This window comes from Novosphingobium huizhouense (genome assembly GCF_020179475.1).
GTDB classification, from domain to species: domain Bacteria; phylum Pseudomonadota; class Alphaproteobacteria; order Sphingomonadales; family Sphingomonadaceae; genus Novosphingobium; species Novosphingobium huizhouense.
In genome coordinates this window covers 504,859-531,754 of sequence record NZ_JAILXZ010000003.1, presented here as the reverse complement: position 1 = coordinate 531,754, position 26,896 = coordinate 504,859, and the positions used below count along the sequence as shown (strand labels likewise).

The window sequence follows — 26,896 nt, the reverse complement described above, 5'->3', positions numbered from 1 at the left end:
CTCAGAAGGCCTCGCCGACCGAGAAGTAGATCGCGTGTGAATTCTTGCCGACAGCGGCGTCGACCCGCGCGTTGATGCCGTAGGCTTGCGATATCTTGTAGCGCAGGCCCAGGCCCGCCCCGGGAAGCAGCGTGGTATCGCCGAGGCGGCCGATCGCCGGCGCGATCCCGCCAATGCCGGCAAAGGCGACGCCGCCGAGGCGGCCCCACAGCTTTCGGCGCAGCTCGGCCTGGACCGCCCACGAGGCACGGTCGCGGTACTGGCCGTTGAGATAGCCGCGCAAGTCGTTCGACTGGCCGTAGTTGCACAAGTCATAGTAAGGGGCCTCGCGCCCTGCGGCGCAGATCGAGGCCCTTGCGGCGATGCCCGTCCGTTCGCCCAGCGCGTGGTACACGTTGGCTGATGCGGTGACCCGGCTATAGGCGAAGTCGCTGCCGAGCAGGGGGACGCCGACCAGCCAATGCGCTTCGGCGAGCACGCCGTTGCGCGGGTTGAACGGCGCGTCGGTCCTGTCGAAGACGATCGAGGGACCGACCGCGACGATGGTCGAGCGTCGCTGGATCGACGGGATCAGGTCGGCGATCGGGCCATCGCCGTCGGTGCGGATGCGCGTGCGGACACCCTGGACGCGCACGCGGACGCCGGCGTGGAGATTGGCGGCGACGCGCACCAGCCCCTCGATCCGTCCGCCGATCACGTCCTGCTGGATGTCGAGCGCGACCCCGCGATCGCCCGCCGCCGAGCCGATACCGTAGAATTTGAGCGGCAGCGAGGCGTAGCCGGCGACGCCCGAGAAGCGCAGCCTATCCCCGTCCAGCGCCATGTTGTGGAACGCGGCGAGCGCGCGATCCTTGTGGCTGGTGTAGAGCGCGCCCGCCCCGGTGGTCCACGGCTTGCCCGTGCCCTCGGGCTCGTAGACCTTGACGAAGGCGAGGGCGAGCCCGGTGCCGAGCGTGGGGTTCGACAGCGGGATCGGCAGAACGAGGCGCTCGGTCGCGTTGGCCGAGGTCTCGGCCTGGTCCTGAAGGTCCTCGATCGGCGTGGTGCTTTCCTGTCCCGTCGCCGCTGTTGCGGCAAGCGCCAGGCCCGCGCCGCTAGCGAGAGCGAGCAGGCGGCCGCGGCGGGGCATCAGAACAGGAACCCGATCCGTGCCTCGACCTTGTAGCGATAGGGGGCGTCATGGTCGCCGATCAGCTTGGCCGAGCCTTCGAGCGAGGTGATGATCTTGCCGCCCCACAGCTTGCCGACCGCGGCATCGAAGGGCAGGAAGAAGCTGTCCTTGACGAAATCATAGCGGATTTCGGTACTCGGATAGATCGTCACGAAGGCCCCGTCCTTGAGCGCGACGTTGAGCGTCGGGCCGAACTGGACGTTGCTCACGTTGGCCCGGTGGCGGTCGCCGGCAAAGCTCACGTCCCAGCGCGCGGCGGCGACGAAGAAGCTGCCCGGCGAGATCGAGTTGACCGACCAGCGATAGCCGACGAGCGGCACGACCCGCCACTTTCCGGCGCCGAAGCCGATCTCGCTGGCGGTGGGCGCGATCAGCTGGGCTCCGATCCCGAACGCCTGCTGCTTGTTGACCGGGTGAATGTAGAGCGCCTGGACCAGCGTGTCGCTGAAGCCGATGTCGTTCTTGCCGGCGGGATTGTCGGGCGTGACGAAGTCGTTGGCCACGAACGGAAGATCGATCCGCAAGGCGAGCTGGTCGCCGTTGGCGAGCGCGATCGGCCGGTCGTGGCGCAGGATGAAGGTCTGCGACCCGGCGCCGTCGGTGGTTTCGCTGTAGCCGGCGCGCACGTCGATGCGCTTGATCGGGTTGGTGACGTCCTGGCCGGTGTTGGGCGCCTCGGCGGCGGCGCCGCCGTCTTCGGCCGGGGCTTCCTGAGCACGGGCTGCGGGGACTTGTGCCAGCAGCAGGGCCGCGAACACGGCGATCGGGGTCGGGCGGGGGGCTGGCATCTGGCTTCCTTTTCGGGTGATGGCTGTCGGCACGCTACGGCGCGTGCCGCCGTGTCGGCATCGGGGTAAACCATCAGCGCGCGGGGCAGGGTTACCGACCCCGCGCGCGCCGCTTGCGCGCCTCGCAGGGCTAGGCCGGCCCCTGCGGCACTCGCGATAAACACCCGCCGATAGTCGGGACTCATCCCGATAGGAGCGGTCGGCGAGCGGGCGATACTCGGCCCATGACCTACAAAGCTCCCCCCTCTCGACGGTTCGCCCTGCTGCTGGTCTTCGGCCTGGCGGCGTGCGCCACAACCCCCCGCGTTGCGACGGACTACGACCCGAGCGCCAATTTCGCGGGATACCACACCTATGCCTGGGCGCGCACCGAAACGCCGCGCGGGCAGAACCCGCTGGTCTACGAGCGCGTGCGCAGCTCGATCGATGCTGCGCTCGCGGCGAAGGGCTTCGCCCGCAGCGCGACGCCCGACTTCGCGGTCGATGTCACGCTCGGCGCCCGCGACCGGGTCGAGACCACAGACCTCGGCGCCTACGGCCCGTACTACCCGGGCTATGGCGCCGGCTACCGCTGGGGCTGGGCGCACGCCTACCCGACCACCGAGATCCGCACCGTGACCGACGGGACGATGGCGATCGACATCTACGACGCCACGACGCACCGGCCGGTGTGGCACGGCAGCGCGACCAAGCAGATCGACGGCAGGGTCGTCGACCAGGCGCTGATCGACCAGGCGGTGACCGCCGCGCTCGCCAAGTTTCCGCCCCAAGGCCGCTGAGGCACGGGCATCTCCCACATCGGACGATGGAGAGAAGCATGACCATCAAAAGACCCGTCGAATCCATCGGGCAGCTCTGCGCGATCCTTGCGCTGGCGGTCGCCACGCCCGCCAGCGCGCAGTCCGAGCCGGCATCGTCGATCGAGCCTGAGGCGATGGCCGCGATGGACCGGATGAGCGCGGCGCTGCGCGCGATCCCGGCGTTCAGCTTCGACGCCGACGTGACCACCGAGCAGGTGCTCGAGACCGGCCAGAAGCTGCAGTTCGGCGGAACGCTCCAGATCGCGGCGCGCAAGCCCAACGGCTTCCGCATCATCGCGAAGTCCGACACGACCAACCGCGAGTTCTTCTACGACGGGCGCTCGCTGACGATCTTCGCGCCGCGGCTCGGCTATTACACCCAGGTGGCGGCGCCGGATTCGATCGGCCTGACGCTGGAGAAAGCGCGCTCGGAACTCGGCATCGAGATCCCGCTCGCCGACCTGTTCGTCTGGGATACCGACCAGACGATGCGGGCGCGTGTGCGCTCGGCTTTCGCGGTGCGGCCCGAGACGGTCGGCGACCGCAGCTGCTTCCACTACGCCTTCCGCCAGGCCAAGGTCGACTGGCAGATCTGGATCGAGGAGGGCGAGCGGGCGCTGCCCTGTAAGTTCGTGGTGACCAACACCGACGATCCCTCGCTGCCGCAATACGTCGCGGTACTGCACTGGAGCACGGGCCCCCAGCTCGCCGACGCCGACTTCACCTTCACGCCGCCGGCCGATGCCAAGCGCATTGCGATCGTCAGCCAGGCCGCCGAAGCTTCACAGGGAGGAGCAAAATGAACCCGCTACCCACCACCCTTCTGGCCTTCGCCATGAGCGTGCCGGCCAGCGGACCGCTTCCGCCCACCGCCCCGGCATTGCTGCCGATCGACGTCCTCGCCACTGCCGACAAGGCGGAGATGAACCGCGCCGGCGGCGGCCGGCCCCAGGGCGGCCACGCCCAGGGCGGCCATGCTGCCGGCAATCATGCGCGTCCTGCGGGCGGAGCGGGCGGCCATGCGCAGGTCTCGCGCCCGTCGGGACGGCCGCCGGTCCGCGACGGCGCTCACACCAATATCAACTACAACAACCGCACCACGGTGAACGTAAACAACGGCGGCGGCCGCCGCTATGACGACCACTACGATCATCACGACCATCACCGTGACTGGGACGACGACTGGGACGATCACTGGCATCCGGTGCGCACGGCCACGACGGTGGCCGTGACCGCGGCCGTGATCGGCTCGATCGTGCGGACCCTGCCGCCGAGCTGCAGCACCGTGAACGTCAACGGCATCGCCTATTCGCAGTGCGGCAGCACCTGGTACGAGCCGCGCTATTCGGGCACCTCGGTTCAGTATGTCGTCGTCAATCCGCCCCGCTGAGGGCGCATCGACGACGCTGCGCAGGAGCGCACGATGACCCTGCTCCAGTTGGTCAAGCTGGCAATGATGGCCAGCATCTTCATCTCGGTGTTCGCGCTGGCGATGCGGGCGCGGACGCACGACCTCTTCTACCTGCTTGACAACTGGCGGCTCGGCGTCGGCGCACTCGTGGCCATGTACGTGGTGGTGCCGGCGGTGGCGGTGCTGCTGGACAAGGCGTTCGCGCTGCACCGGCCAGTGGAGATTGCGCTGATCGCCATCGCCTTTTCCCCGATGCCTCCGATCCTGCCCGGCAAGCAGCTCAAGGCAGGCGGGCGGCCCTCCTACGTTGCCGGGCTGATGATGCTGACCACCGCGGCGGCGGTGGTCGTCGCGCCGCTCGGCATTGCGCTGGCCGGCCGGATCTTCGGTGTCGAAGCCGGGATCAGCCCGGTGCAGATCGCCACCCTGGTCGGCATCACCGTCGCCGCGCCGCTGGTGCTGGGCATGGTGGCGGGCAAGATCGCGGGCGAAAGGGGGCACGCAATTTCGTCGGTGCTGGGCATCGCCGGCCATGCGGTGCTCGCGCTGTCGATGCTCGCCATCGCCATCGCGCTCGCGCCGGCGATGTGGGCGGTGATCGGCGACGGCACCGGACTGGCGCTGGTCGCGCTTGCCGGCGCAGGCCTTGGCGCGGGCTACCTGCTCGGCGGGCCGGACCTCCACGACAAGGCGGCTCTGTCGCTCGCCGCGGCGTCGCGCCATCCGGGCATCGCCGTGGCGATCGCGACCGCCAGCTTCCCCGACGAGACGCTCGCCCCGGCAGCGATCGCGCTCGGCCTGATCGTGTCAACGCTGCTCGGTACGCCGTACCTCAAGGTGCTCATGCGCGCCCCGCACGACGAACCGGTCGGCCCCGTGACCCGCTAGCGGGCCGGGCCTGCCACAAAGGAAAAAAGTCAGCTTGCCAGGAGCGCGTTCCGGGGAGACCCGGAGCGCGTTTCTTTATGGTGACCCCTACGGGAATCGAACCCGTGTTTCAGCCGTGAGAGGGCCGCGTCCTGACCGCTAGACGAAGGGGCCGCGCTCGAGCCCGACAGGGTCCGGAGCAGGGCAGCTAGTGGTGACCCCTACGGGAATCGAACCCGTGTTTCAGCCGTGAAAGGGCCGCGTCCTGACCGCTAGACGAAGGGGCCACTGGGCTAGCGCCGCTGGGCAGGTCCGCGCCTCTATTGGTATCACGCGGGTGCGTCAAGGGTCGATTTCGTCAAATTGTCATCGGTCGGCGAAGGCCGCGTCCTCGACGTGGAGTTCTGCTGCGGGACGGCTTCCCCAGTCGTCGATCCGCGCCCGTCCGGCGAGCCAGAACTGGCGTCCGCGCTGGGCGTGGAGCAGCGCCTGGCCGAGCTCGGTCTGCGCGGCGCGAAAGGCCATCGCCTTGAACGAGCGGCCGTCGGGACCGGCGGCGACCATGCGCAGGTGATCGGCGCCGACCACGTCGCACTTGACCAGCCGCACCGGGCCGACCGCAACCCGCGGGCCCGGCCAGCCGACGCCGAACGGTCCTGCCGCCTCGAGCGTCTCGACGAGGTGGGGGGTAAGGCCGCCGGGATTGAGCGAGATGTCCAGCAGCAGGGCTTGCGCCGCGCGCGCTTCGGCGACGTCGCGGGCCAGCCGCTCGTCCAGCCAGTCGGCCAGGCGCGCCACCTGCGCGGGATCGATCGTCAAGCCGCAGGCCATCGCGTGCCCGCCGCCCGCGACGAGCATGCCCGCCTCGCGCGCGGCAATGATCGCTGCGCCGAGGTCCACGCCGGCGATCGACCGGCCCGAGCCCTTGCCGTTGCCGCTTTCGTCGGCATCGAGCGCGATGACCAGCGTCGGCTTGCCGGTCTTCTCCTTGATCCGCCCGGCAACGATGCCGATCACGCCGGGATGCCAGCCGGCGCCGGCGCAGACCACGACCGCGCGGTTGTGCTGGGCATCGATCTGCGCCTCGGCGGCCTCCTGGACGGCCTGCTCGATCGACCGGCGCTCGTCGTTGAGCGCGGACAGCCGCACTGCGATGTCGTGCGCCTCGTCGGCGTCGGTGGTGGTCAGCAGGCGCACGCCGAGCGAGGAATCGCCGATCCGGCCCGCGGCGTTGATCCGCGGCCCCAGCGCGAAGCCGAGGTCCGAGCAGGTCGGCGCGCGATTGAGCCGGCTGGCGTCGATCAGCGCGGCAAGGCCGACGTTCTCGCGCCGCGCCATGACCTTGAGCCCTTGCGCCACGAGCGCGCGGTTCAGGCCCTTGAGCTGCGCCACGTCGGCAACGGTGCCGAGCGCCACGAGGTCGAGCAGGGCGAGCAGGTCGGGCGCCGCCCGGCGCTCGAACCAGCCGCGCGCGCGCAGGGTACGGACGGTGGCGATCGCCAGCAGGAACGCCACCCCGACCGCGGCGAGATGGCCGTGGGCGGCGGCGTCGTCGAGCTCGTCGAGCCGGTTGGGATTGACCAGCGCGTGGGCGCGGGGCAGCTCGGGCGCGCACTTGTGGTGATCGACGACGATCACGTCGACGCCGGTCTCGCTCGCCGCAGCCAGCGCCTCGTGCGCCATCGCCCCGCAGTCGACGGTGACGATGAGGCTCGATCCTTCGCGTGCGAGCCGCACTAGCGCCTCGCCCGAGGGGCCGTATCCTTCGAGCAGGCGGTCGGGGATGTAGGGGGCCGCGGCGAGGCCGAGATCGCGCAGCAGGCGGATCAGCAGCGCCGCGCTGGTCGCGCCGTCGACGTCGTAGTCGCCGTAGATCGTCACGCGCTCCTGGCGCTCGACCGCATCGGCGAGTCGCCCGGCGGCGACGTCCATGTCACGGAAGATCGACGGGTCGGGAAGGAAGTCGCGCAGCGTCGGGCGGCGGTGCCGCTCGAGGTCGTCGGGCGCGACCCCGCGCGAGAGCAGGAGCTTGTCGACCAGTCCGTCGTTCAGGTCGAAGCGTTCGCCCAGGTCCATGTTGCTGCCGCGCCAGCGCCAGGCGAGCCCGGAGATCGAGCGGGTGATGGAAGTGACCGGGATCATATCGGCTCCGCGCTAGACCAATCCGGCGCGCGCGGAAAGATCGCCCTGTCGGACTCCGCGGGGGGGCGGAACGGGCCGGGTCGGCAACGCGCGCCACGGTTGACTTTGCCCGGTATCCTGTGGTCGCATCGCGCGCGTCGCCGAAGCCGATCGTGGCAGGTGCCGGCGACTGCGGAAGGGCACGTGACCGACCCCGGACCCAGCGGATCGTTGCTGATCGTATGGCACAGCCGCACCGGCGCTGCCGAACAGGCGGCGCGGGCCGCGGCGGCGGGCGCGGACGAGGCCGGCTACCCGGCGCGGCTGCTGCGCGCCGAGGAGGCGACCGTGGCGCACATGGCAGCGGCGGGCGGTTACCTTTTCGTCTGCCCCGAGAACCTCGGGACGATGACGGGCGCGATGAAGGAGTTCTTCGACCGCTGCTACTATCCGCTGCTCGGGGCGATCGAGGGGCGGCCCTATGCCAGCGTGGTGACCGCCGGTTCGGCCGGGCAGGGAGCGCAGGCGCAGATCGAGCGGATCGTCACCGGCTGGCGCCTGCGGCAGGTGCAGCCGGGTCTCATTCTTGATTGCCAGGCCCAGACTTCGGCACAAATCCTTGCGCCCAAGCAGCTCGAGAGTGGTGCAATCCGACAATGTCGCGAATTGGGACAGGGGTTTGCAGCCGGTCTCGATATCGGCATTTTTTGATGTAAGGAATGCGCCGGGCAGCGTCGCCTCGCGAGCGGAGATGCTGCGACATTCTTGCCGGGACGGGGCGAAGGAGCAGGCGTGTCTGGGATCGCAGGACGAGCACAGAGCAAACCCTTGGCCGCGCTGTTGCTGGCGCCCGGGCAGCGTCCCGATGCCGACAGGATCGAGGCGATCGCCCGCAGCGCCGGCGTATTCACCGTCTCGCATCGCGACGCCGGACCGGCGGAGTGGGTCGAAGTGCTGCGCGATGGCCTGACCTTCGACCTCACCGGGCTTTCGCCGGGTGCGCCCTTGCCGGCCGTGCACGACGACGCAGCCGCCAGGACCAGCGCCGTCGGGCTGCCGGCATCGCTCGATCTTGCCATGCTGGAAGCAGTTGGGCTCGCGCCCGGGCCGCATCTGCTCGGCGCCGAACATCTCTTGCCGGTGATCCGCGTCGCGGCACGAATCATCACCCATCTGGCGAAATCTCTCGACGCGAAGGCGATACTCTGGAAACCTTCCGGCTCTGCTGTTTCACCCGAGTGGTTCGAGAAGGCGTGCAACGCGTGGATCGAGGGCGGCCCGTTCCCGGCGATCGCGATGACCACGTTCGCCAGAACTGAGTCCGAATTGACCAGCCGCGGCCTGGCGTTTCTGATTGGTCAAGAATTCCGGCTCTACTCCTCGGGCGGGATCTTGCAGGAGGAGGATGCTCGCGTGTCGGTGCGGCTTGTCGATTGGCTGGTGGCCCATGGCAAGGTCGAAGGACCCCGCGAAGTCGTCCTGTCCGGTGTCGGGGCTGTTCGGCTGGAGCCGAACGCCGACGGCCTGATCCACGTCCGGAGCGCGTGAAGGGGCCGGTCCGCCCCTCGCTGCCGTTCCGGGCGGTCAACCAGCCCGGACTGCCCGGCTACAATCCCGGGCTGCAAAGGCATCACGTCCTGCCGCGGCAGCTCGCCACGACGCCCGCGCTGGCGGCGATGATGGACAGCCTCGGCGTCGATGTCGGGATCGACGATTTCCGCCGCAACGGGCTGCTCCTGCCGGCGACGGACAGCGAGGCCGAGCGCATGGCCCTGCCGCTGCATCGCGGTCCGCATCGGGAATACAGCGACCTCGTGCTCGAACGGGTCGGGCAGGTCGAGCGCCGCTGGGCGCGCGCGCGGCGGCGCAATCCGGAGCTGGCGACGCGCGAGGCGCTGATGCGGATGGACTGCATCCAGCGTGCGCTGCGGCGGCGGCTGCTCGACCCGGCGCGTTGGGAAGGCCCGGCGCTCCACCGCAACGACCCGACCCGCGCGCGCCGCGAACGCGCGCTCGACTATGCCGACCTCGACGCGATGGCGGTGTTGCTGTGGCAGGAGACCGCGGTGGCCGCCGAATAGCAGGCGTCCGGGCGGATCAGCCGACGAAGGGCGCGCTGTTGGCGGCGAGCGCGGCGGCGGCTTCGCGGTATTCGGCCTCGAAGCGGGCGACGCGGGTTTCGACCGATTCCACCGAGTGGATCGCGCCGATGCCCTGGCCCGAACCCCAGATGTCCTTCCATGCCTTGGCTTCGGTATTGCCGCCCGAGCCGAAGTTCATCTTGGAAGGATCGCTCTGCGGCAGGTTGTCGGGATCGAGCCCGGCGGCGACGATCGAGGGGCGCAGGTAGTTGCCGTGCACGCCGGTGAACAGGTTCGAATAGACGATGTCGTCGGCGCGGCCTTCGACGATGGCGTTCTTGTAGCCTTCGGGCGCGCGGGCTTCCTCGGTCGCGATCCAGGCCGAGCCGATGTAGGCGAAGTCCGCGCCGAGCGCCTGCGCCGCAAGGATCGAGCGGCCATGGCCGATGGCGCCCGACAGCGCCACCGGGCCGTCGAACCAGGCGCGGATCTCCTGCATCAGCGCGAAGGGCGAGAGCGTGCCGGCATGGCCACCCGCGCCGGCCGCGACGGGGATCAGGCCGTCGGCGCCCTTTTCGATCGCCTTGTGCGCAAAGCGGTCGTCGATCACGTCGTGCAGCACGATCCCGCCCCAGCGGTGGGCGGCGGCGTAGACTTCCTCGCGTGCGCCCAATGAGGTGATTAGCATCGGCACCTGCCACTTTTCGCACAGGGCCATGTCTTCATCGAGGCGGTTGTTGGTCTTGTGGACGATCTGGTTGACCGCGAAGGGCGCCGCCGGACGATCGGGATTGGCGCGGTTGTGGCTGGCCAGCTCTTCGGTGATCTGGTGCAGCCATTCGTCGAGCTGGCTGATCGGCCGTGCGTTGAGCGAGGGGAACGAGCCGACGACGCCCGCCTTGCACTGGGCGATTACCATCTCGGGGCCCGAAATGATGAACAGGGGCGAGGCGATGACTGGCAGGCGGAGCTTGGAAAACAGCGGCGGCAGCGACATCGGCATTCCTCCCGTAAAGCCCGTTAACCGGGCAATTAACAGGCGCTACCAAGCCGCGCCGCCGCTGTCAAAGGCTCGCGTGGCGAGCGTCCGAGAGGGCAGGTCAGGCGGGATCGAGCAGGTGCTCGACGCCGTAGACCCTGGCCGCGGTCCCTGCGAACAGCGCGCGCTTTTCGCCGGCGGAAGCCCCGGCGGCGAGCCGCTTGAACGCATTCCACAGCGTGCGGTAGTCGGCGCCCCAGCGATCGACCGGGAAGTTGCTTTCGAACATCGCGCGCGAAGGGCCGAACGCATCGATGCAGGTCTCGATGTAGGGGCGCCACATGCCTGCAAGCACTTCCGAGCCGATCCCGGCGGCGGGGCCCTTGTCGGGCATCATGCAGAACGCCATGGCGAGGCCGCCCAGTTTCACCGAGACGTTCTCGCATTCCGCCAGCGTGCGGATTTTCGCGCGCCAGGTGTCGAAGCGTTCGGGCAACTTGCCCTTGTAGCTGGCGATCCCGAGCGGCGTGCCGCAATGATCGAGCACGATCGGCTGGTCGGGGAAGGCGCGGGCCAGCTCAATGACATCGTCGAGCTGAGGTTCGACCACCCAGGCATCGAAGGTCAGGCCCATGGCGCCAAGGTGCTTGAAACCGGCGCGGAAATCGTCGCTGAGATAGAGGCCTTCCCTGGCGTGGAACGGAGGGCCGAGCACGTCGGGATCGGCATCCCAGGCGCCCTGGTGGCGGATTCCCTTGAAGCGTCCGTTGCCCGCCTCGATCAGCAGTTCGAGCACGCGCTTGGCATCGTCGCCCAGCGTCATGTCGGCATGGCCGATGATCCCGGCGCAAGGGCGGTAATTGCCGTAGAGCCCGCTCGCTCCCTGCGCGGCGACGCCGTTCACGTATTCGACCTCGCCCACCGGCTTGAAGGCCTGGTCGGCGCCGGAGCGGTAGAACGCGCCGCATTCCATGAACACGGTGCCGATCACGTTGTGGCCCGATTGCGTATCGGCCAGCAGTTCGTTGAACGTGTAGTACGGCGCGAGCGTCAGCGCCTCGATGAACGGATGGCGCGGCTGGGGGAAGGAATCGATCAGCGGGCGCAGGTCCCACAAGTGGTGGTGCGGATCGATGATCGGCAGGTCGGGTTCGAGAATGGCTTCAGGCATGGCTCTCTCTCTTGTCGTCGGCCTCTGACGGGCGCGCGGGGACGACTATGCAGAAGGGGCAGGGCCTCGCCAAGGGAAACAAGCGGCTTCGGCGAGTAGGGGGTCATTGCTCTGCTTGCGCGATACGGAGCCGTCGAGGGTCCCTCAAGTTGACAGAGTTGACACGGTCCTGGGGAAAAACTCCGATTCTCTATGCGTCTGATTTATTTGGATAATGCGAAAGTCGGATAAGAATGGTTCGGCAGGTAACTGACGCATGCGTCAGCAATGATGTCTCGAGTGCGGTTCGTGGATCGACGGTTCAAAGAGCGGCGCGCAACATAGGCGCATGGGGTGGTGTAGGACAGAGAGGAAGGGCCCGAGCCCCGTGTCGAGCACGGGGCGACGATGGGTGGGGTGGGTGAGCGGGCCAATCGTCGTCATGCCAGCGGAAGCTGGCATCGCTCGCGGTTTCGGAAGGTTGGGGGTGTCGAAGTGCAGCGCTCTGCGTCGGCCGTTAGTCTGTATCCTTCTTGACGGTCCGCTTCTCGGTCAGCGATCCCAGCTTTCGCTGAATGACGGGAATTGGTGGTTAGCGGACGTTACCGTCGAGCAGCGCTTTGAGCTCGCTCACCGCGCCAGCAAGATCCTCAGCGGGTAGGACGATCACATCGCTGGGTATCGACTCGAAGCCATTCTTGGGCCCAAGGTTGCGATAAGGCTCAAGTTCAAGCTGAGCGTCGTGACGGCTGATGTAGACCATAATTGCGTCTGTCATGAACGCCTTAAAGCTGCGGACTGCCGCCGCTTTTATGAAGGGCTGAAAGAAGCCTTTCCATTGGTCTTGCGTGGGATGAGCAACCACTTTTCCCGAGGCGTCCAGTGCTTCCTCGAGCGCGTTCGCCACGTCATCATTCGGCGTGGTCATCATCAAGGGACGAGGATCGACTTCCAAGCCGAGACCCATCGATGTGCGAACGAGGGAGCCGATAATCAGCTTATCCTTCACACGATAAGAGACCGCAGTTTGCTTCATCAGAGTGAGCATATAGGTGTCAACGATGACCGCAACTGGGCGCAAGCGGTCATGGCTCAGCGAATTATGCTATGCTTTCCCGCAGCGACCAAAAGCGGGGTCCAGCATACCATGCTGGCTTGGATTGGAAGATGGGCAGGATTTCTAGGCCGCTTCTAAGCCTTCTCGCTCTAGTAGTGATACCGGCACTGCGCGATCAGCAGACCGTCTTCGCTTGGCTTGTAGACCAGTCTGTGTTCCTGATTGATGCGCCGTGACCACCAGCCGGACAGACTCCCGCGCAGCGGTTCGGGTTTGCCGGTGCCGTCGAAGGGCGTGCGGCTGCATTCCTTGATCAGCGCATTGATGCGCTGCACGAGTTTGCGGTCGTGGTCCTGCCAGTGGAGGTAGTCTTGCCAGGCCTGTTCGCTGAAGATCAGCTTCATTCGGCGAGGAGACGCTCGGTCCCGGCACCGGCTTCGAGCGCTTCGATGGAGGCGGCGAGGCGGGCGGCGTTGGCGGGGCTGCGCAGCAGGTAGCGCGTTTCCTCGAACGAGGCGTAATCCTCGAGCGACATGAGCACGGCGGAAGGCCTGCCGCGTTCACGGGTGATCACGACGGGCTCGTGATCGGCGCTTACCGCGTCGAGCATTGCGGCCAGGTTCTTGCGAAGATCGCTGTAGGAGGTGGTGCGCATTGGGTGCATTGTACGTTGTCTTGTACAATATGCAAGTGTAAGACTTCGGTGCCGGGCAGGACCTCTCCACCACCCTTCGGGTGGTTCCCCGTACTGGGGCGGGTAGGTTTTTACCCCCCGTCAGCCCTTCGGGCTGCCACCTCCCCGTTTGTGCCTGTGGCAAAAACGGGGAGGAGCTGGGAGGTTTCAGCCCGCGGCGTTGGCGGCGCTGAGGATGGCGCGGACGCTGGCGGTGGCGACGTCTTCGTCGATGCCGACGCCCCAGATCGCGCGGCCATCGGGGGTGACGCATTCGACGTAGGCGGCGGCGCGGGCGTCGCTGCCGCCGGTGAGGGCGTGTTCGGTGTAATCGCGCACGTCGAGCTCGATGCCGAAGCCGTCCTTGAGCGTGGCGACGACCGACGAGATCAGGCCGTTGCCGCGACCGCTGACCGACCGGACCTTGCCATCGACCTCGATCTTGCCGGCGAAGACGCGGGTGCCGTCGGGCGCGCGGCTTTCGTCGTAATCGACCAGCTGGAAGCGCTGCGCGCCTTCGAGGCGGTAGGTCTTGCGGAACACACTCCAGATGTCGGCGGCCTGCAGTTCGCGGCCCAGTTCATCGGCCAGTTCCTGCACGTGGCGCGAGAAGTGCGCCTGCATCTTCTTGGGCAGCTTGAGGCCCTGGTCCTGTTCGAGCACCCAGGCAAAGCCGCCCTTGCCGGACTGCGAGTTGACGCGGATCACCGCTTCATAGCTGCGGCCGAGGTCGGCGGGGTCGATTGGCAGGTAGGGCACGGCCCAGAGATCGTCGTTGCGCTTTTCCTGCGCGGCGAAGCCCTTCTTGATCGCATCCTGGTGGCTGCCCGAAAACGCCGTGAACACCAGCTCGCCGCCATAGGGGTGGCGCGGGTGGACGGGCAGCTGGTTGCAGTATTCGACCGTCTGGATGACTTCGTCGATGTCCGAGAAATCGAGGCCCGGATCGACGCCCTGCGTGTAGAGGTTGAGGCCGACGGTGACGAGGCAGCAGTTGCCGGTGCGCTCGCCATTGCCGAACAGGCAGCCTTCGACGCGGTCGGCGCCGGCCATGAGCCCCAATTCGGCGGCGGCGACGCCGGTGCCGCGATCATTGTGGGTGTGCAAGGATATCACCGCGCGGTCGCGGCCCGGCAGGTTGCGGCAGAAATATTCGATCTGGTCGGCGTAGATGTTTGCCGTCGCCGCTTCGACCGTGGCCGGCAGATTGAGGATGATCGGCTTTTCGACGGTGGGCTGGAGCACCTCCATCACCGCTTCGCAGCATTCGATGCTGAAATCGACTTCGGCGGTGGAGAAGGTTTCGGGGCTGTATTCGAAGTGCCAGTCGGTCTGCGGGAAGCGGGCCGCCTGGTCGCGCAGGAAAGTGGCGCCGGCGCGGGCGATCTCGCGGATCTCGGCCTTTTCCATGCCGAACACCACCTGGCGCCACAGCGGCGAGACGGCGTTGTAGACGTGGACGATAGCCTGCTTTGCGCCGGCGAGGCTTTCGAAGCTGGTCTTGATCAGGTCTTCGCGCGACTGGGTCAGCACCTGGACGAAGACGTCGTCGGGGATGCGCCCCTCATCGACGAGGCCGCGGATGAAATCGTACTCGGTGGCGCCCGCGCTGGGGAAGCCGACTTCGATTTCCTTGAGGCCGACCTTGAGCAGCAGGTCGAAGAAGCGGGCCTTCTTTTCCGCGTCCATGGGGTCGATCAGCGACTGGTTGCCGTCGCGCATGTCGGTCGACAGCCAGCGGGGGGCCTTGTCGATGACGCGATTGGGCCACTGGCGATCGGGCAGGTGGATCTGCGGGAACGGGCGATACTTGACCGAGGGGTCCTTGAGCATGGTCATGGGTCTGCAACTCGAGCTGGATTGGCAAGCGTCTGGTGTGGTCCGTAACCCCTGGGCGCCGTGCGCGCCGATCGGGACCGACGCGTCAGCTCACGCCCAAGGGCGAGTAAGTCGCAGGGTAAGGTCCAGCTGGCCGGTCATGGCCGAAGCCTATGGTGAATCGCTCGGCGATTGTCCACAGTGAAGTGCAAACGGGATGAGGGAGCGAGCATGTCCGCGAAGATCGAACCTTACGTCGTGCAGGTGCCGCAGAGCGAGATCGACGATCTCAACCGCCGGCTGGATCTGGCGCGCTGGCCGGAGAAGGAGACGGTCGGCGACTGGACGCAAGGCACGCCGCTCGCCGCGCTGAAGGACCTGGTCGCCTACTGGCGCGACCGGTACGACTGGCGCGCGTGCGAGGCCTGGCTCAACCGCCACGGCCTGTTCAGCACGCAGATCGACGGGCTCGACATCCGCTTCCTGCACGTGCGCTCGGCCGTGGAAGGCGCGCGGCCGCTGGTGCTGACGCATGGTTGGCCCGGCTCGATCCTCGAGTTTCGCGGGGTGATCGAACCGCTGACCAATCCGGAAAGCGGCAGGGCCGACGAGGCCTTCCACCTGGTGATCCCGTGCCTGCCGGGATTCGGCTTTTCGGGCAAGCCGGCGGAGAAGGGCTGGGGGATCGAGAAGATCGCGCGCGCCTGGGGCGAGCTGATGGCGCGGCTGGGCTACGACCGATGGTATGCGCAAGGCGGCGACTGGGGCGCGGGCGTGACGACGCAGATCGCGATGCAGGCCGTGACGGGGTGCGCGGGCATCCACGTCAACATGCCGATCGCGCAGCCGAGCGCCGAGGACATGGCCAGTCCCGACGCCGACGACCTGCGCGCGCTGACCGCGCTGAAATACTACCAGGACTGGGATTCGGGATATTCCAAGCAGCAGGCGACGCGGCCGCAGACGGTGGGCTACGGGCTCGTCGATTCGCCGGTCGGGCTGGCCGGGTGGATCTACGAGAAGATGTGGGCCTGGACCGACAATGCCGGCAAGCCCGAAGATGCGCTGAGCCGCGATGCCATGCTCGACAACATCATGCTCTACTGGCTGACCGCGGCGGGGGCGTCCTCGGCGCGGCTCTACTGGGAAAGCTTCGGCAGCTTCGGGGCGGGCAGGATGACGATCCCGGTGGCGGCGAGCGCGTTCCCCAAGGAAGTGCTGCCGACCCCGCGCAAGTGGTTCGAGCGGCAATGCGAGCGGCTGGTCCACTGGGGCACGCTCGACAAGGGCGGGCACTTCGCCGCCTGGGAGCAGCCGGAAGCCTTCGTGCGCGAACTGCGCACCGCGTTTGCGCTGATGGATTGAGCGGCGGCGGGAAGGGCCTCAGCCGCAGCGCAGCGCGGCGATGCGCTCGTCCTCGTCGAGGATCAGGTTGAGCCGCTCTGCGCGATAGTCGGGGGTGACCGCCGCGCCCGGGCGGACCCAGCGGACCGGCGCAGGGGCGGCGAAGCGTTCGACGGCGGCGCGGGTGCGGGGGCCGGGGACGTGCTGGAGGAGGACGGCGAGCTGGCCTGCAGCGCACGGGTCTGCGCTGGACACGGGCGCACGCACGGCGGGCAGGACCGGTTCGCCCGGCGCCTCGCCCGCGGCGCCGCGGTGGCAGCCGACGGCGAGCAGGCACAGCAGCGCCGCGCCAATCGACCTGCCGGGGAATCGGACCATGGTGCTTGCGAACCCTTGTTATCTCCATTGTGGAGATATCGGGTGAAGCCCTAAGTATCCATTACTCCGGTCGAGCGGGATGCACGGTTGGTGGAATCCGGCCGGGAGCGAGCCCTGCTTGCTCCCGGCGCGAACCCCGTCAGTTCTTGGTCTTGTCGACCAGCGCGTTGGCGCCGATCCAGGGCATCATGGCGCGCAGCTTTGCGCCGGTTTCCTCGATCTGGTGGCGGCGGGCGGCGATGCGCGAAGCCTTCAGCTCGGGCTGGCCGGCGCGGTTGTCGAGCACGAAGTCCTTGACGAAGCGGCCCGACTGGATGTCGGCGAGGACGCGCTTCATTTCCTTCTTGGTTTCTTCGGTGATGATGCGCGGGCCGGTCTTGATGTCGCCGTATTCGGCGGTGTTCGAGATCGAGTAGCGCATGTTGGCGATGCCGCCTTCATACATCAGGTCGACGATCAGCTTCAGTTCGTGAAGGCATTCGAAGTAGGCCATTTCCGGCGCGTAGCCGGCCTCGACCAGCGTTTCGAACCCGGCCTGGACGAGCGCGGTGGTGCCGCCGCAGAGCACGGCCTGTTCGCCGAACAGGTCGGTTTCGCATTCCTCGCGGAAGTTGGTTTCGATGATGCCCGAACGGCCGCCGCCGACGCCCGAGGCGTAGGCAAGGGCGATGTCGTGGGCGTTGCCGGTGGTGTCCTGGTGGATCGCGACGAGGCAGGGCACGCCGCCGCCACGCTGGTATTCGGAGCGGACGGTGTGGCCCGGTCCCTTGGGCGCGATCATGATCACGTCGATATCGGGGCGCGCTTCGATCAGGCCGAAGTGGATGTTGAGGCCGTGGGCGAAGGCGAGCGCTGCGCCGGGCTTCATGTTGTCGTGCAGGTCGGCGGCGTAGATCGCGGCCTGGTGCTCGTCGGGGGCGAGGATCATCAGGATGTCGGCCCACTTGGCCGCTTCGGCGTTCGACAGCACCTTGAAGCCGGCGGCTTCGGCCTTCTTCGCGGTGGCCGAGCCTTCGCGCAGCGCGATGGCGACGTCCTTGACGCCGCTGTCGCGCAGGTTCTGCGCGTGGGCGTGACCCTGCGAGCCGTAGCCGAGGATGCAGATCTTCTTGTCGGTGATCAGGTTCAGATCACAATCGGCGTCGTAGTAAACCTTCATCTCAGTTCCGTTCTATATGACATTGAAAGGTTTTGAAAATTTCAGGCGGCCGTGGCGCCGCGGATCATGCCGACGATGCCGGTGCGGCCGACTTCGACGAGGCCCAGCTGCTTCATCAGCGCGACGAAGCTGTCGATCTTGTCGGGCGCGCCGGTCAGTTCGAAGACGAAGCTCGATGTGGTGGTGTCGACCACCTTGGCCCGGAACACGTCGGCAAGGCGCAGCGCCTCGACGCGGTTCTCGCCCGTGCCGGCAACCTTGATCAGCGCGAGTTCGCGTTCGACGAAGGGGCCGATCTCGGTGAGGTCGGTGACCTTGTGCACCGGCACCAGCCGTTCGAGCTGGGCACGGATCTGGTCGATGATCGGCGGCGGACCGTGCGTCACGATGGTGATGCGGCTGACATCGTGGCCGTCGGTGATGTCGGCCACGGTCAGGCTGTCGATGTTGTAGCCGCGCGCGGTGAACAGCCCCGCGATCTTGGCGAGGATCCCCGCCTCGTTATCGACGGTGATGGTGAGGACGTGGCGCTCCTGCGCCTCCTGGGCAATGTGCATCATGGTCTTGCGGGGTCCCTCAGACGAGCGCCTTGGCTTCGTCGTCCATCGTGCCTGCGACTTCGTCCCCGTAGAGGATCATGTCGGTGTGCGCCGCTCCGCTCGGGATCATCGGGAAGCAGTTGGCTTCCTTGGTCACGAGGCAATCGACGATCACCGGGCCATCGTGGTCGATCATCGCCTGGATGCCGGCGTCGAGCTGGCTTTCATCCTCGATGCGGATGCCCTTCCAGCCATAGGCTTCGGCGAGCTTCACGAAATCGGGCAGGCTGTCCGAATAGGAGTTCGAATAGCGGCTTTCGTAGGTCAGTTCCTGCCACTGGCGGACCATGCCCATCCATTCGTTGTTGAGGATGAACACCTTGACCGGCAGGCGATACTGCGTGGCGGTGCCCAGCTCCTGGATGTTCATCTGGATCGAGGCGTCGCCCGCGACGTCGATCACCAAGGTGTCCGGGTTGCCGAGCTGCGCGCCGATCGCGGCGGGCAGGCCATAGCCCATCGTGCCGAGGCCGCCCGAGGTGAGCCACTTGTTGGGCTTCTGGAACGGGAAGTACTGCGCCGCCCACATCTGGTGCTGGCCGACTTCGGTGGCGATGATCGGATCGCGGTCCTTGGTCAGGGCATGGAGCCGCTCGACCGCGAACTGGGGCATGATCTCGCCCTTCTTGCGACGCGGGTAGGCAAGGCTCTGGCGCGCGCGCCAGCCGTCGATGCGCGCGTACCATTCGGTCTGGTCGGCCTTGCGGCAGCCGGCTTCGCGCCAGCCTTCGATGATCTGGCCGAGCACCTTGGCGCAATCGCCGATCAGCGGCAGATCGACGCGCACGGTCTTGTTGATCGAGGCGCGGTCGATGTCGATGTGGATCTTGCGGCTGTTGGGCGCGAAGGCATCGAGCCGGCCGGTCACGCGATCGTCGAAGCGGGCGCCGACGCAGACGATCAGGTCCGCCCGGTTCATCGCCATGTTGGCTTCATAGGTGCCGTGCATGCCGAGCATGCCGAGCCAGGCCGGATCTTCGGCCGGGAAGGCGCCGAGGCCCATCAGCGTCGAGGTGACGGGCGCGCCGGTCAGCTGCTGCAGTTCGCGCAGCAGGCGGGTGGCTTCGGGCCCGGAATTGATCACGCCGCCGCCGGTATAGAGGATCGGCGCGTTGGCCGCGGCGATCATGCGCACCGCTTCGGCGATGTCGTCGGCCGGCGCCTGAACCTGCGGGGCGTAGCGGTTGCGCTGCTGCGGGGCGACGGCATCCCATGCGGCCTGCGCGATCTGGACGTCCTTGGGAATGTCGATCACGACCGGGCCGGGGCGGCCCTCGGTGGCGATGCGGAACGCCTCGTCGATGATCGCGGCGAGCTGCGCCGGATCCTTCACCAGGTAGTTGTGCTTGGTGCAGTGGCGGGTGATGCCGATGGTGTCGGCTTCCTGGAACGCGTCCGAACCGATCAGCCCGGTGGGCACCTGGCCGGTGATCACGACGAGCGGGATCGAATCCATGAAGGCGTCGGCAATGCCGGTAACGGCATTGGTTGCCCCCGGGCCCGAGGTCACCAGCACGACGCCGGGCTTGCCGGTGGCGCGGGCATAGCCTTCGGCGGCGTGGGCGGCGCCGGCTTCGTGGCGGACGAGGATGTGGCGGATGCGCTCGTCGCCGAAAAGGGCGTCGTAGATCGGCAGCACCGCGCCGCCGGGATAGCCGAACACGAATTCGACGCCCTTGGCGACCAGGCTCTCGACGAGGATTTCGGCGCCGCTGCGCTCGGTTTTCACGCGACAATTCCCTTGCTTGCGAAGGTCCGCCCATAGCCTCGGGGGGACCCGAACGAAACACCTTGTGGCAGTGCGGGCGCAAAGGTCCGCAGCGCCGAAGCCGAAAATGTTTCGGCCCGGCGCATTGCCTGCGCCGGGCCGTCTCTCCCACCTCGGGACACCCGGCCGGGGCCGGGCAATTGACGGCTTGCTAAGTGATACAAAACTATCTGTCAATCGACGGATTGCGCAATAAACTTACAGCCCGTTCCGTGTCAATGGAATTTTCGAACGCAAGCCGGGGCCAGTGGTCCGGATTCTGGTGCCGCAGCCAGGTGTATTGCCGTTTCGCGTAGTTGCGCGTCGCCTGTTGCCCGGCGCGAATCGCCGCGTCCTGCGCGATTTCCCCGCGCAGGAAGGCGGCGATCTCGGGCACGCCGATGGCGCGCATGACGGGCAGCGCAGGGTCGAGATCGCGCGCGAGCAGTGCGGCGACTTCATCGCGCGCGCCTGCCTCCCACATCCGGGCGAAGCGCAAGTCGCAGCGGGCGTAGAGCCAGCCGCGCTCGGGCAGCAGAATCAGCGGGTGCAGGTCGACGCTGTCGCCGATGCCGCCTTCGCGCGCCGCCTGCCATTCGGCGAGCGACCGCCCGGTGCTGCGCACGACCTCGAGCGCGCGGGCGATGCGGGTGGTGTCGTTAGGGTGCAGCGCGGCGGCGCGCGCCGGGTCTTCGCGTTGCAGCGCCGCGCCGGCCTCGGCGACGGGCAGGGCGCGGACTTCGGCGCGGATTGCCGGGTCGATCGCGGGGATCGGCGCGATCCCGTCGAGCAGCGTACGAATATAGAGCCCGGTGCCGCCGACGAGGATCGGCAACGCGCCGCATTGGTGCGCGCGCGCGATCTCGGCGCGGGCGGCGGCCGCCCAGTCCGCCGCCGAGCAGGTCTGCGCGCCGTCCCACGCGCCGAACAGGCGATGGGGGACACCGTGCATCTCCTCGTCCGAGGGGCGCGCGCTGAGCACGGCAAGGTCGGCGTAGACCTGCGCGCTGTCGGCGTTGATCACCACCGCCTCCCGGCCCGCGTCGCGCTCGGCCATCGCCAGCGCGACGGCGAGATCGCTCTTGCCGCTGGCGGTCGGCCCTGCGATGAGCGCGAGCCTCGGCTTCGCCGCTGCGGCGTGGTCGACGTCTCTCTCGAAGGAACTCCCGGTGCTCATCGCGCGGCTGATAGCAGACCCTGACACGCTTGGTGACAATCTTGCGCTGGCGATGGAGATGATCGAGGCGCGCGGCTGGGACGTGGCCGGGGCGGGCATGCTCGAATTCTGCACCAACGTGCTCGAGCTCGAGCTGGTCGAGGGCGATCCGGCGCAAGTGCGCGCGATTCTCGACCGGTGCTTCCCGGACAGCGACCTGTTGCTGTCGAACCAGCCGTTCAGCCTGCCGAACCTGTTCGTTTCGGACATGGATTCGACGATGATCGGGCAGGAATGCATCGACGAGCTGGCCGATTTCGCGGGCCTCAAGGATCGCATCGCCGCGATCACCGAGCGCGCGATGCAGGGCGAGCTCGATTTCGAAAGCGCGCTGCGCGAACGCGTCGGCCTGCTCAAGGACTTGCCCGAAGCAGCGATCCGCCAATGCCTCGACGAGCGCATCCGCCCGATGCCCGGCGCGCGCACGCTGGTCTCGACGCTAAAGGCGCGCGGCTGCCATACCGTGCTGGTGACCGGGGGCTTCCACTCCTTCGCCGATCCGGTGGCCGAGATGCTGGGGTTCGATCGCGTGGTCGGCAACCGGTTGGGCCTGCACGAGGGCGTGCTGACCGGGGGCCTTGTCGGCGGGATCGTCGACAGTTCGGTCAAGAAGAAGGTGCTGCTGGAAGAGACCGAACGGCTGGGCGCGGACGTGGTGAGCCTTGCCACCGGCGATGGCGCCAACGACATCCCGATGATCGAGGCGGCAAGCTTCGGCGTGGCCTATCGCGCCAAGCCCAAGGCCCGTTCGGCGGCCGACGGGTGGATCGACCGGGGCGACCTGACCGCGATCCTCGACCTCCTCGGCGTGGCCCGCGAGGACTGGGTGCTGGATTGACCGCGGACGGCGTTGACGGGTTATTGACAGGTCTGTTAATATCTGGGGCAACAAGAATCGATCGGGAGAGCCTGCGTGAACGCGATGTCCGGTACGATCCAGCCCGACCTGCCGCTCTATGACGAGCGCCGCCCGGAGCTGAAGCTGCGGCCGCTCAAGGCCTGGCACCATTTCCGCGAGCTGCTGAAGGACAAGGAAAACACCGAGGAGGTGTTCCGCATCTTCGAATCGCTGCCGTGGCGCAATCTCAAGCCGACCGCGCTCAAGTTCCTGGAGAGCGAACGGGGCCAGCAGATCCGCGCGCGCGAGGCGCGGCTGCCGCTGATCCTCGACGATCACCCGCGGCTGCGCGCGATGCCCGAAGGCTCGGTCGCGCACGCCTATTGCGACTTCATGGAGCGCGAAGGGCTGACCGCGCAGGGCCTGGTCGACGAGTTCGACAAGTTCGCCGCCGACAAGCCCAAGTTCGATGACCAGTTCGTCTGGTATCTCAACCGCATGCGCGACGTGCACGACCTGCTCCACGTGCTGACCGGCTATGGCCGCGACGCCTTGGGCGAGGCCTGCGTGCTCGCCTTCACCTACAGCCAGCAGCCGAGCCCGGCGCACCTGTTCATCGGCTATATGGCCGGCCTCAACATGAAGAAGCAGGTCAAGAGCGACGCGCCGGTGCTGAAGGCGGTGCGCGAGGGCCAACGCCTCGGCAAGGCCTGCCCGCGGCTGTGTGAACAGTCGGTGCTCGACCTGCTGCCGATGCCGCTGGAAGAGGCGCGCGCCAAGCTGAACATCACGCGGCCGGTGCACTATCATGCGGCGCACGATGCGTGGCGGGCCTTGGGCGTAGATCCCTATGACCTGCTGGGCAAGAACGCGAAGAAGGCGGCGTAACGGCCTAAAGCGCGGCGATCAGCGCCTGCGCGGCGGCAGGGTTGCGCTCCTTCGCGCCCGAGATGAACAGCATGTAGACATCGCGCGCGCCCCGCGCCCAAGCGCGGGCGCGAGTGGCCCATTCGGCGATGGCTGCGGCGCTGTAGCCGGCCGGGTGGTCGGCGCTCGATCGCTGCAACCGGGCATACGTGAAGTCGGCGGTCTGTTCGTCGATCTGCGGAAACTCCGCGCTGTCGGCGAAGACGACCGCCATGTTGCGCGCGCGGGCAAGGTCGAGGAAAGCAGGATCGCGGAAGCTTTCATCGCGCACTTCGAGCGCGTGGCGTAGCGGCACGCCGTCCTGCGCATCGGGAATCAGGTCGAGGAAACGGGCGAAGTCGTCGCGTTCGAACCGCTTGCCCTCGCGGAACTGCCAGAGGATTGGGCCGAGCTTGGGCCCCAGTTCGGTAAAGCCCTGGCCGAGGAACTTGGCGATGGAATCGCCGCAGTCCGCCAGCACCTTGCGCTGCGTGGAATAGCGCGATGCCTTCGGGCTGAAGCGGAAACCATCGGGCGCGGCGGCGGCCCAAGCGGCGAAGCTCTGCGGCTTCTGGCGACCGTAATAGGTCGCGTTGATCTCGATGCAGGTGAGGTGCGCGGCGGCGTATTCCAGCTCGCGCTTGTGCGGCAGGCCTTCGGGATAGAAGGCCCCGCCGCGCCAGGGTTCGTAGGTCCATCCGCCGATGCCGACGCGGATGGACCCGGAACTCACGCTTCCATCCAGTCCTTGAAGAACGCCTCGTTGGCGTCGCGCAGGGCGGCGAGCGAAACGCCTGCGACCTGCGATCCGCCGACCGTGCCGATCCGCGTGGCGCCGTCGAGCACGGTGTCCGCCGCGGTGGTGACGAGGTAGCGCGACTGATCCTCGCCAAAGGCCTTGGCCGTATCGAGCGCGATGTCGAGCGTGCAGCCCTTGTTGCCGGCAAGCGCCATTTCGGCGAGCGCGACGAGCAGGCCGCCGTCGGAGATATCGTGCACGGCGGTCAGCTTGCCGTCGGCGATCCATTCGCGGACCTGTTCGCCGTTGCGGCGTTCAGCGGAAAGATCGACCTTCGGTGCATCGCCGGCTTCGCGGCCCGCGATTTCGCGCAGCCACAGCGACTGGCCGAGGTGGGTGCCTTCACCGCCCAGCAGCCAGATCGCATCGCCATCGTTCTTGAACGCGACGGTGGTCATGACTTCGTGGTCGAGCATCAGGCCGACGCCGCCGATGGCGGGGGTGGGCAGGATGGCCGAGCCGCCGCCGGTCGCCTTGGATTCGTTGTAGAGCGAGACGTTGCCCGACACGATCGGATAGTCGAGCGCACGGCAGGCATCGCCCATGCCGTTCAGCGCCTCGACGATCTGGGCCATGATTTCCGGCCGCTGCGGGTTGGCGAAGTTGAGGCAGTTGGTGATGGCGAGCGGCGTTGCGCCGACCGCGCAGATGTTGCGGAAGGTTTCGGCCACCGCCTGCTTGCCGCCTTCGTAAGGGTCGGCATAGCAGTAGCGCGGGGTGCAGTCGGTGCTGATCGCCAGCGCCTTGTCGGTGCCGTGGACGCGCACGACCGCGGCGTCGCCGCCCGACTTCTGCAACGTGTCGGCGCCGACCTGGCTGTCGTACTGTTCGAAGATCCAGCGCCGGTTGGCGAGGTCCGGGCAGCCGATCAGCTTGACCAGATCGGCGCCGAGGTCGGTGCTGGCGGAAACGTCACCCAGCGGTTCGACCTTGGCCCAGGCCTTGTATTCATCGAGCGACAGGTGCGGGCGGTCGTAGAGCGGCGCATCTTCGGCAAGGGGGCCGAGCGGAATGTCGCACACCGTCTCGCCCTGGAAGGTCAGGACCATGTGGCCGGTGTCGGTTACTTCGCCGATCACGGCAAAGTCCAGTTCCCACTTCCTGAAGATGGCTTCGGCCATGGCTTCCTTGCCGGGCTTGAGCACCATGAGCATGCGCTCCTGGCTTTCCGACAGCATCATCTCGTAGGGCGTCATGCCCTCTTCGCGGCAGGGCACCTTGTCCATGTCGAGCACGATGCCGGCCTTGCCGTTGGTGGCCATTTCCACCGACGAGGAGGTGAGGCCCGCCGCGCCCATGTCCTGGATCGCGACGATGGCGTCGGTCGCCATCAGTTCGAGGCACGCTTCGATCAGCAGCTTTTCGGTGAAGGGATCGCCCACCTGCACGGTGGGGCGCTTCTCTTCGGACTTCTCGTCGAAGTCGGCCGAGGCCATCGTTGCGCCGTGGATGCCGTCGCGGCCGGTCTTGGAGCCGACATAGACGATCGGATTGCCGAGGCCGGTCGCTGCCGAATAGAAGATCTTGTCGGTATCGGCCACGCCCACGGTCATCGCGTTGACGAGGATGTTGCCGTCGTAGGCCTTGTGGAAGTTGGTTTCGCCGCCGACGGTGGGCACGCCGACGCAGTTGCCATAGCCGCCGATGCCCGCAACCACGCCCTGCACCAGATGCTTCATCTTCGGATGATCGGGCCTGCCGAAACGCAGGGCGTTCATGTTGGCGACGGGGCGCGCGCCCATCGTGAACACGTCGCGCAGGATGCCGCCGACGCCGGTCGCCGCGCCCTGGTAGGGCTCGATGTACGAAGGGTGGTTGTGGCTTTCCATCTTGAAGATGGCGGCCTGGCCATCGCCGATGTCGATCACGCCGGCATTCTCGCCGGGGCCGCAGATCACCCAGGGGGCCTCGGTCGGCAGCTTCTTCAAGTGGATGCGGCTCGACTTGTACGAGCAATGCTCCGACCACATCACCGAAAAGATGCCGAGCTCGACGAGGTTCGGCTCGCGCCCGAGCGCGTTCAGGACGCGCTGGTATTCTTCCTCGGACAGCCCGTGGGCGGCGACGACGTCTGGCGTGATCTGAGACATGGCGGCCCCCTTAGCGCCGCCGGAACGAAAGGGCTAGTCCGCGAGGATGTCCTCGCCCTGCCCAAGGAAGCGGGCGATCAGGCGGTCGGTCTCCGGGCTGTCGATCAGCGTGCCGGCGAATTCGCGCGCGGTCCGGTCGAGCACGTCCTGCTGCGGCGCGCCCGCTTCGATCATGCGGGCAAGCCGCCGCGTCGCGTCGATGCCGATGCGCGGCCGCGCGGCATAGTCCTGCGCCAGTTCGAGCCCGCGCGCTCGCGCATCCGCGACGACTTCGTCGACCACGCCGAGGCGATGCGCCTCCTCCGGCGTGAACACCGCGCCCCGCATCACCGCGGCCGTCGCCCGCACGACCCCGATCAGGCGCGCGAGCAGGTACTGCCCGCCCACGCCCGGAATGATTCCCAGCCGCGTTTCGGGAAGGCCGATGCGATAGTCGCCGGTTTGCGCCACGCGCATGTCGAAGCTGAGGGCGAATTCGCAGCCGCCGCCCATGCACATGCCGTTGATCGCCGCCACGGTGGGGATCGGCGAATCGATCATGGCCTTGACCAGGTCGAGAACGTCGGAGCCCTTTTCGAAGGCTTCCGGGCCGATCCTGCCTTCGGCCAGCGCGGCCGAGACCGCGGCGATCTCGCCCACGTCGTAGTGGCGGACGAACACGCCTTCGAGCCCGCCGGTGACGAGCAGCGCGCCGATGCTGTCGTCGGCCTGTGCGCTACGCACCGTGGCGAGCAGGTCGGCGGCCATGCGCGCGTTCATGTAGCCGCGCGGGGGATTGGTGAGGACGATCTCGAGCACCCGGCCATGGCGGCGGGTCGAAACGGGGGAGGGGGTCTCGGCCATCAGCAGTCTCTCCACGCGGATTGCAATGGTTTGCAGATGCGAGGCGGGGGCAGGCGCCCGG

27 protein-coding genes and 2 tRNA genes are annotated in these 26,896 nt (G+C 67.6%); 10 read left to right on the top strand and 19 right to left on the bottom strand.

Going from position 1 to position 26,896, the window contains the following annotated elements:
* Position 1 precedes the first annotated feature (1 nt).
* Together K3A85_RS14500 and K3A85_RS14495 are read right to left on the bottom strand one after the other, a co-directional pair.
* On the bottom strand, positions 2 to 1,129 hold the full coding sequence (locus K3A85_RS14500) for a BamA/TamA family outer membrane protein (protein ID WP_225207220.1): 1,128 nt from the start codon (positions 1,127 to 1,129) through the stop codon (positions 2 to 4).
* On the bottom strand, positions 1,129 to 1,959 hold the full coding sequence (locus K3A85_RS14495; protein WP_225207219.1) for a hypothetical protein: 831 nt from the start codon (positions 1,957 to 1,959) through the stop codon (positions 1,129 to 1,131). Before K3A85_RS14495 ends, K3A85_RS14500 begins: the two co-directional genes overlap by 1 nt.
* A 224-nt stretch (positions 1,960 to 2,183) precedes the next feature.
* Between K3A85_RS14495 and K3A85_RS14490 the strand changes: the two genes are divergently transcribed.
* The 4 genes from K3A85_RS14490 to K3A85_RS14475 are packed head-to-tail and all read left to right on the top strand — an operon-like array spanning position 2,184 to position 5,058.
* Positions 2,184 to 2,738 carry a DUF4136 domain-containing protein gene (locus K3A85_RS14490; RefSeq protein WP_225207218.1) on the top strand — a complete coding sequence of 185 codons (555 nt, stop codon included), beginning with the start codon at positions 2,184 to 2,186 and terminating at the stop codon, positions 2,736 to 2,738.
* Positions 2,739 to 2,776: 38 nt separating this feature from the next.
* A complete protein-coding gene (locus tag K3A85_RS14485) occupies positions 2,777 to 3,562 on the top strand; it encodes a DUF2092 domain-containing protein (RefSeq protein WP_225207217.1) in 786 nt (261 codons plus the stop codon).
* Positions 3,559 to 4,149, top strand: a complete 591-nt coding sequence (locus K3A85_RS14480; protein WP_225207216.1) for a hypothetical protein — start codon at positions 3,559 to 3,561, stop codon at positions 4,147 to 4,149. Before K3A85_RS14485 ends, K3A85_RS14480 begins: the two co-directional genes overlap by 4 nt.
* 33 nt (positions 4,150 to 4,182) lie before the next feature.
* Positions 4,183 to 5,058: a hypothetical protein gene (locus K3A85_RS14475; protein WP_225207215.1), complete on the top strand. Its 876-nt coding sequence runs from the start codon at positions 4,183 to 4,185 to the stop codon at positions 5,056 to 5,058.
* Positions 5,059 to 5,136: 78 nt separating this feature from the next.
* On the opposite strand, the gene K3A85_RS14470 is transcribed toward K3A85_RS14475, so the two are convergent.
* From K3A85_RS14470 to recJ, 3 genes are all read right to left on the bottom strand, one after another.
* Positions 5,137 to 5,211, bottom strand: a tRNA-Glu gene (locus K3A85_RS14470).
* Positions 5,212 to 5,249: 38 nt separating this feature from the next.
* Positions 5,250 to 5,324, bottom strand: a tRNA-Glu gene (locus K3A85_RS14465).
* Between the two features lie 79 nt (positions 5,325 to 5,403).
* The gene (gene recJ / locus K3A85_RS14460) at positions 5,404 to 7,179 is read right to left on the bottom strand and encodes a single-stranded-DNA-specific exonuclease RecJ (protein ID WP_225207214.1); all 1,776 of its coding nucleotides are present in this window, start codon (positions 7,177 to 7,179) and stop codon (positions 5,404 to 5,406) included.
* A gap of 183 nt (positions 7,180 to 7,362) precedes the next feature.
* On the opposite strand from recJ, the gene K3A85_RS14455 reads away from it, so the two are divergent.
* The 3 genes from K3A85_RS14455 (at position 7,363) to K3A85_RS14445 (ending at position 9,239) form a co-directional block, all read left to right on the top strand.
* Complete coding sequence (locus tag K3A85_RS14455) at positions 7,363 to 7,869, top strand: flavodoxin family protein (protein ID WP_225207213.1); 507 nt, start codon at positions 7,363 to 7,365, stop codon at positions 7,867 to 7,869.
* A 117-nt stretch (positions 7,870 to 7,986) separates the two neighbouring features.
* On the top strand, positions 7,987 to 8,706 hold the full coding sequence (locus tag K3A85_RS14450) for a hypothetical protein (protein ID WP_225207212.1): 720 nt from the start codon (positions 7,987 to 7,989) through the stop codon (positions 8,704 to 8,706).
* Positions 8,703 to 9,239 carry an AHH domain-containing protein gene (locus K3A85_RS14445; RefSeq protein ID WP_225207211.1) on the top strand — a complete coding sequence of 179 codons (537 nt, stop codon included), beginning with the start codon at positions 8,703 to 8,705 and terminating at the stop codon, positions 9,237 to 9,239. The genes K3A85_RS14450 and K3A85_RS14445 overlap by 4 nt, the downstream gene beginning before the upstream one ends.
* 16 nt (positions 9,240 to 9,255) lie before the next feature.
* Here K3A85_RS14445 and K3A85_RS14440 read toward each other — a convergent pair whose 3' ends face one another.
* The 6 genes from K3A85_RS14440 to leuA all read right to left on the bottom strand — a co-directional run bounded on the left by K3A85_RS14440 (position 9,256) and on the right by leuA (position 14,937).
* A complete protein-coding gene (locus tag K3A85_RS14440) occupies positions 9,256 to 10,236 on the bottom strand; it encodes an NAD(P)H-dependent flavin oxidoreductase (RefSeq protein ID WP_225207210.1) in 981 nt (326 codons plus the stop codon).
* 103 nt (positions 10,237 to 10,339) lie between these two features.
* Positions 10,340 to 11,389, bottom strand: coding sequence for an amidohydrolase family protein (locus K3A85_RS14435; RefSeq protein ID WP_225207209.1), 1,050 nt, complete (start codon positions 11,387 to 11,389; stop codon positions 10,340 to 10,342).
* 571 nt (positions 11,390 to 11,960) lie between these two features.
* A complete protein-coding gene (locus K3A85_RS14430) occupies positions 11,961 to 12,404 on the bottom strand; it encodes a hypothetical protein (protein WP_225207208.1) in 444 nt (147 codons plus the stop codon).
* A gap of 170 nt (positions 12,405 to 12,574) precedes the next feature.
* Positions 12,575 to 12,829, bottom strand: a complete 255-nt coding sequence (locus tag K3A85_RS14425) for a Txe/YoeB family addiction module toxin (protein WP_225207207.1) — start codon at positions 12,827 to 12,829, stop codon at positions 12,575 to 12,577.
* Positions 12,826 to 13,080 (bottom strand): type II toxin-antitoxin system Phd/YefM family antitoxin, encoded by a 255-nt coding sequence (locus tag K3A85_RS14420; protein WP_225207206.1) that lies wholly within the window; start codon positions 13,078 to 13,080, stop codon positions 12,826 to 12,828. The genes K3A85_RS14425 and K3A85_RS14420 overlap by 4 nt, the downstream gene beginning before the upstream one ends.
* A gap of 186 nt (positions 13,081 to 13,266) precedes the next feature.
* Positions 13,267 to 14,937 (bottom strand): 2-isopropylmalate synthase, encoded by a 1,671-nt coding sequence (leuA, locus tag K3A85_RS14415; protein ID WP_225207205.1) that lies wholly within the window; start codon positions 14,935 to 14,937, stop codon positions 13,267 to 13,269.
* 210 nt (positions 14,938 to 15,147) lie between these two features.
* Between leuA and K3A85_RS14410 the strand changes: the two genes are divergently transcribed.
* The gene (locus K3A85_RS14410) at positions 15,148 to 16,281 is read left to right on the top strand and encodes an epoxide hydrolase family protein (protein WP_225207204.1); all 1,134 of its coding nucleotides are present in this window, start codon (positions 15,148 to 15,150) and stop codon (positions 16,279 to 16,281) included.
* An 18-nt stretch (positions 16,282 to 16,299) separates the two neighbouring features.
* Here K3A85_RS14410 and K3A85_RS14405 read toward each other — a convergent pair whose 3' ends face one another.
* The 5 genes from K3A85_RS14405 to miaA form a co-directional block, all read right to left on the bottom strand.
* Complete coding sequence (locus K3A85_RS14405) at positions 16,300 to 16,638, bottom strand: I78 family peptidase inhibitor (protein ID WP_225207203.1); 339 nt, start codon at positions 16,636 to 16,638, stop codon at positions 16,300 to 16,302.
* A gap of 139 nt (positions 16,639 to 16,777) precedes the next feature.
* The gene (gene ilvC, locus K3A85_RS14400; protein ID WP_225207202.1) at positions 16,778 to 17,797 is read right to left on the bottom strand and encodes a ketol-acid reductoisomerase; all 1,020 of its coding nucleotides are present in this window, start codon (positions 17,795 to 17,797) and stop codon (positions 16,778 to 16,780) included.
* 41 nt (positions 17,798 to 17,838) lie between these two features.
* The gene (gene ilvN / locus K3A85_RS14395; RefSeq protein WP_225207372.1) at positions 17,839 to 18,354 is read right to left on the bottom strand and encodes an acetolactate synthase small subunit; all 516 of its coding nucleotides are present in this window, start codon (positions 18,352 to 18,354) and stop codon (positions 17,839 to 17,841) included.
* A gap of 19 nt (positions 18,355 to 18,373) precedes the next feature.
* Positions 18,374 to 20,125 (bottom strand): biosynthetic-type acetolactate synthase large subunit, encoded by a 1,752-nt coding sequence (gene ilvB / locus K3A85_RS14390; protein WP_225207201.1) that lies wholly within the window; start codon positions 20,123 to 20,125, stop codon positions 18,374 to 18,376.
* A 205-nt stretch (positions 20,126 to 20,330) separates the two neighbouring features.
* On the bottom strand, positions 20,331 to 21,320 hold the full coding sequence (gene miaA, locus K3A85_RS14385) for a tRNA (adenosine(37)-N6)-dimethylallyltransferase MiaA (protein ID WP_225207200.1): 990 nt from the start codon (positions 21,318 to 21,320) through the stop codon (positions 20,331 to 20,333).
* Between miaA and serB the strand changes: the two genes are divergently transcribed.
* Both serB and K3A85_RS14375 read left to right on the top strand, forming a co-directional pair.
* Positions 21,313 to 22,197, top strand: a complete 885-nt coding sequence (serB, locus tag K3A85_RS14380) for a phosphoserine phosphatase SerB (protein WP_225207199.1) — start codon at positions 21,313 to 21,315, stop codon at positions 22,195 to 22,197. The genes miaA and serB overlap by 8 nt on opposite strands.
* Positions 22,198 to 22,281: 84 nt before the next feature.
* On the top strand, positions 22,282 to 23,085 hold the full coding sequence (locus tag K3A85_RS14375; protein WP_225207371.1) for a ubiquinone biosynthesis protein COQ4: 804 nt from the start codon (positions 22,282 to 22,284) through the stop codon (positions 23,083 to 23,085).
* A gap of 4 nt (positions 23,086 to 23,089) precedes the next feature.
* Here the strand turns inward: K3A85_RS14375 and K3A85_RS14370 are convergent, their stop codons facing one another.
* From K3A85_RS14370 to K3A85_RS14360, 3 genes are read right to left on the bottom strand one after another with little or no spacing between them, the layout of a single operon-like run.
* Positions 23,090 to 23,836 carry a DUF72 domain-containing protein gene (locus tag K3A85_RS14370; protein ID WP_225207198.1) on the bottom strand — a complete coding sequence of 249 codons (747 nt, stop codon included), beginning with the start codon at positions 23,834 to 23,836 and terminating at the stop codon, positions 23,090 to 23,092.
* Entirely contained in the window at positions 23,833 to 25,992 is a 2,160-nt protein-coding gene (gene purL / locus K3A85_RS14365) for a phosphoribosylformylglycinamidine synthase subunit PurL (RefSeq protein ID WP_225207197.1), read from the bottom strand. Before purL ends, K3A85_RS14370 begins: the two co-directional genes overlap by 4 nt.
* 33 nt (positions 25,993 to 26,025) lie before the next feature.
* A complete protein-coding gene (locus K3A85_RS14360; RefSeq protein ID WP_225207196.1) occupies positions 26,026 to 26,835 on the bottom strand; it encodes an enoyl-CoA hydratase/isomerase family protein in 810 nt (269 codons plus the stop codon).
* Positions 26,836 to 26,896 lie beyond the last annotated feature (61 nt).

What these genes read in the sequence shown, in the direction of transcription:
- K3A85_RS14500 (WP_225207220.1), bottom strand. Translation starts at nt 1,129, where the DNA reads ATGCCCCGCCGCGGCCGCCTGCTCGCTCTCGCTAGCGGCGCGGGCCTG.
- K3A85_RS14495 (WP_225207219.1), bottom strand. Translation starts at nt 1,959, where the DNA reads ATGCCAGCCCCCCGCCCGACCCCGATCGCCGTGTTCGCGGCCCTGCTG.
- K3A85_RS14490 (WP_225207218.1), top strand. Translation starts at nt 2,184, where the DNA reads ATGACCTACAAAGCTCCCCCCTCTCGACGGTTCGCCCTGCTGCTGGTC.
- K3A85_RS14485 (WP_225207217.1), top strand. Translation starts at nt 2,777, where the DNA reads ATGACCATCAAAAGACCCGTCGAATCCATCGGGCAGCTCTGCGCGATC.
- K3A85_RS14480 (WP_225207216.1), top strand. Translation starts at nt 3,559, where the DNA reads ATGAACCCGCTACCCACCACCCTTCTGGCCTTCGCCATGAGCGTGCCG.
- K3A85_RS14475 (WP_225207215.1), top strand. Translation starts at nt 4,183, where the DNA reads ATGACCCTGCTCCAGTTGGTCAAGCTGGCAATGATGGCCAGCATCTTC.
- recJ (WP_225207214.1), bottom strand. Translation starts at nt 7,179, where the DNA reads ATGATCCCGGTCACTTCCATCACCCGCTCGATCTCCGGGCTCGCCTGG.
- K3A85_RS14440 (WP_225207210.1), bottom strand. Translation starts at nt 10,236, where the DNA reads ATGTCGCTGCCGCCGCTGTTTTCCAAGCTCCGCCTGCCAGTCATCGCC.
- K3A85_RS14435 (WP_225207209.1), bottom strand. Translation starts at nt 11,389, where the DNA reads ATGCCTGAAGCCATTCTCGAACCCGACCTGCCGATCATCGATCCGCAC.
- K3A85_RS14430 (WP_225207208.1), bottom strand. Translation starts at nt 12,404, where the DNA reads ATGAAGCAAACTGCGGTCTCTTATCGTGTGAAGGATAAGCTGATTATC.
- K3A85_RS14425 (WP_225207207.1), bottom strand. Translation starts at nt 12,829, where the DNA reads ATGAAGCTGATCTTCAGCGAACAGGCCTGGCAAGACTACCTCCACTGG.
- K3A85_RS14420 (WP_225207206.1), bottom strand. Translation starts at nt 13,080, where the DNA reads ATGCGCACCACCTCCTACAGCGATCTTCGCAAGAACCTGGCCGCAATG.
- leuA (WP_225207205.1), bottom strand. Translation starts at nt 14,937, where the DNA reads ATGACCATGCTCAAGGACCCCTCGGTCAAGTATCGCCCGTTCCCGCAG.
- K3A85_RS14410 (WP_225207204.1), top strand. Translation starts at nt 15,148, where the DNA reads ATGTCCGCGAAGATCGAACCTTACGTCGTGCAGGTGCCGCAGAGCGAG.
- K3A85_RS14405 (WP_225207203.1), bottom strand. Translation starts at nt 16,638, where the DNA reads ATGGTCCGATTCCCCGGCAGGTCGATTGGCGCGGCGCTGCTGTGCCTG.
- ilvC (WP_225207202.1), bottom strand. Translation starts at nt 17,797, where the DNA reads ATGAAGGTTTACTACGACGCCGATTGTGATCTGAACCTGATCACCGAC.
- ilvN (WP_225207372.1), bottom strand. Translation starts at nt 18,354, where the DNA reads ATGCACATTGCCCAGGAGGCGCAGGAGCGCCACGTCCTCACCATCACC.
- miaA (WP_225207200.1), bottom strand. Translation starts at nt 21,320, where the DNA reads ATGAGCACCGGGAGTTCCTTCGAGAGAGACGTCGACCACGCCGCAGCG.
- K3A85_RS14375 (WP_225207371.1), top strand. Translation starts at nt 22,282, where the DNA reads ATGTCCGGTACGATCCAGCCCGACCTGCCGCTCTATGACGAGCGCCGC.
- purL (WP_225207197.1), bottom strand. Translation starts at nt 25,992, where the DNA reads ATGTCTCAGATCACGCCAGACGTCGTCGCCGCCCACGGGCTGTCCGAG.
- K3A85_RS14360 (WP_225207196.1), bottom strand. Translation starts at nt 26,835, where the DNA reads ATGGCCGAGACCCCCTCCCCCGTTTCGACCCGCCGCCATGGCCGGGTG.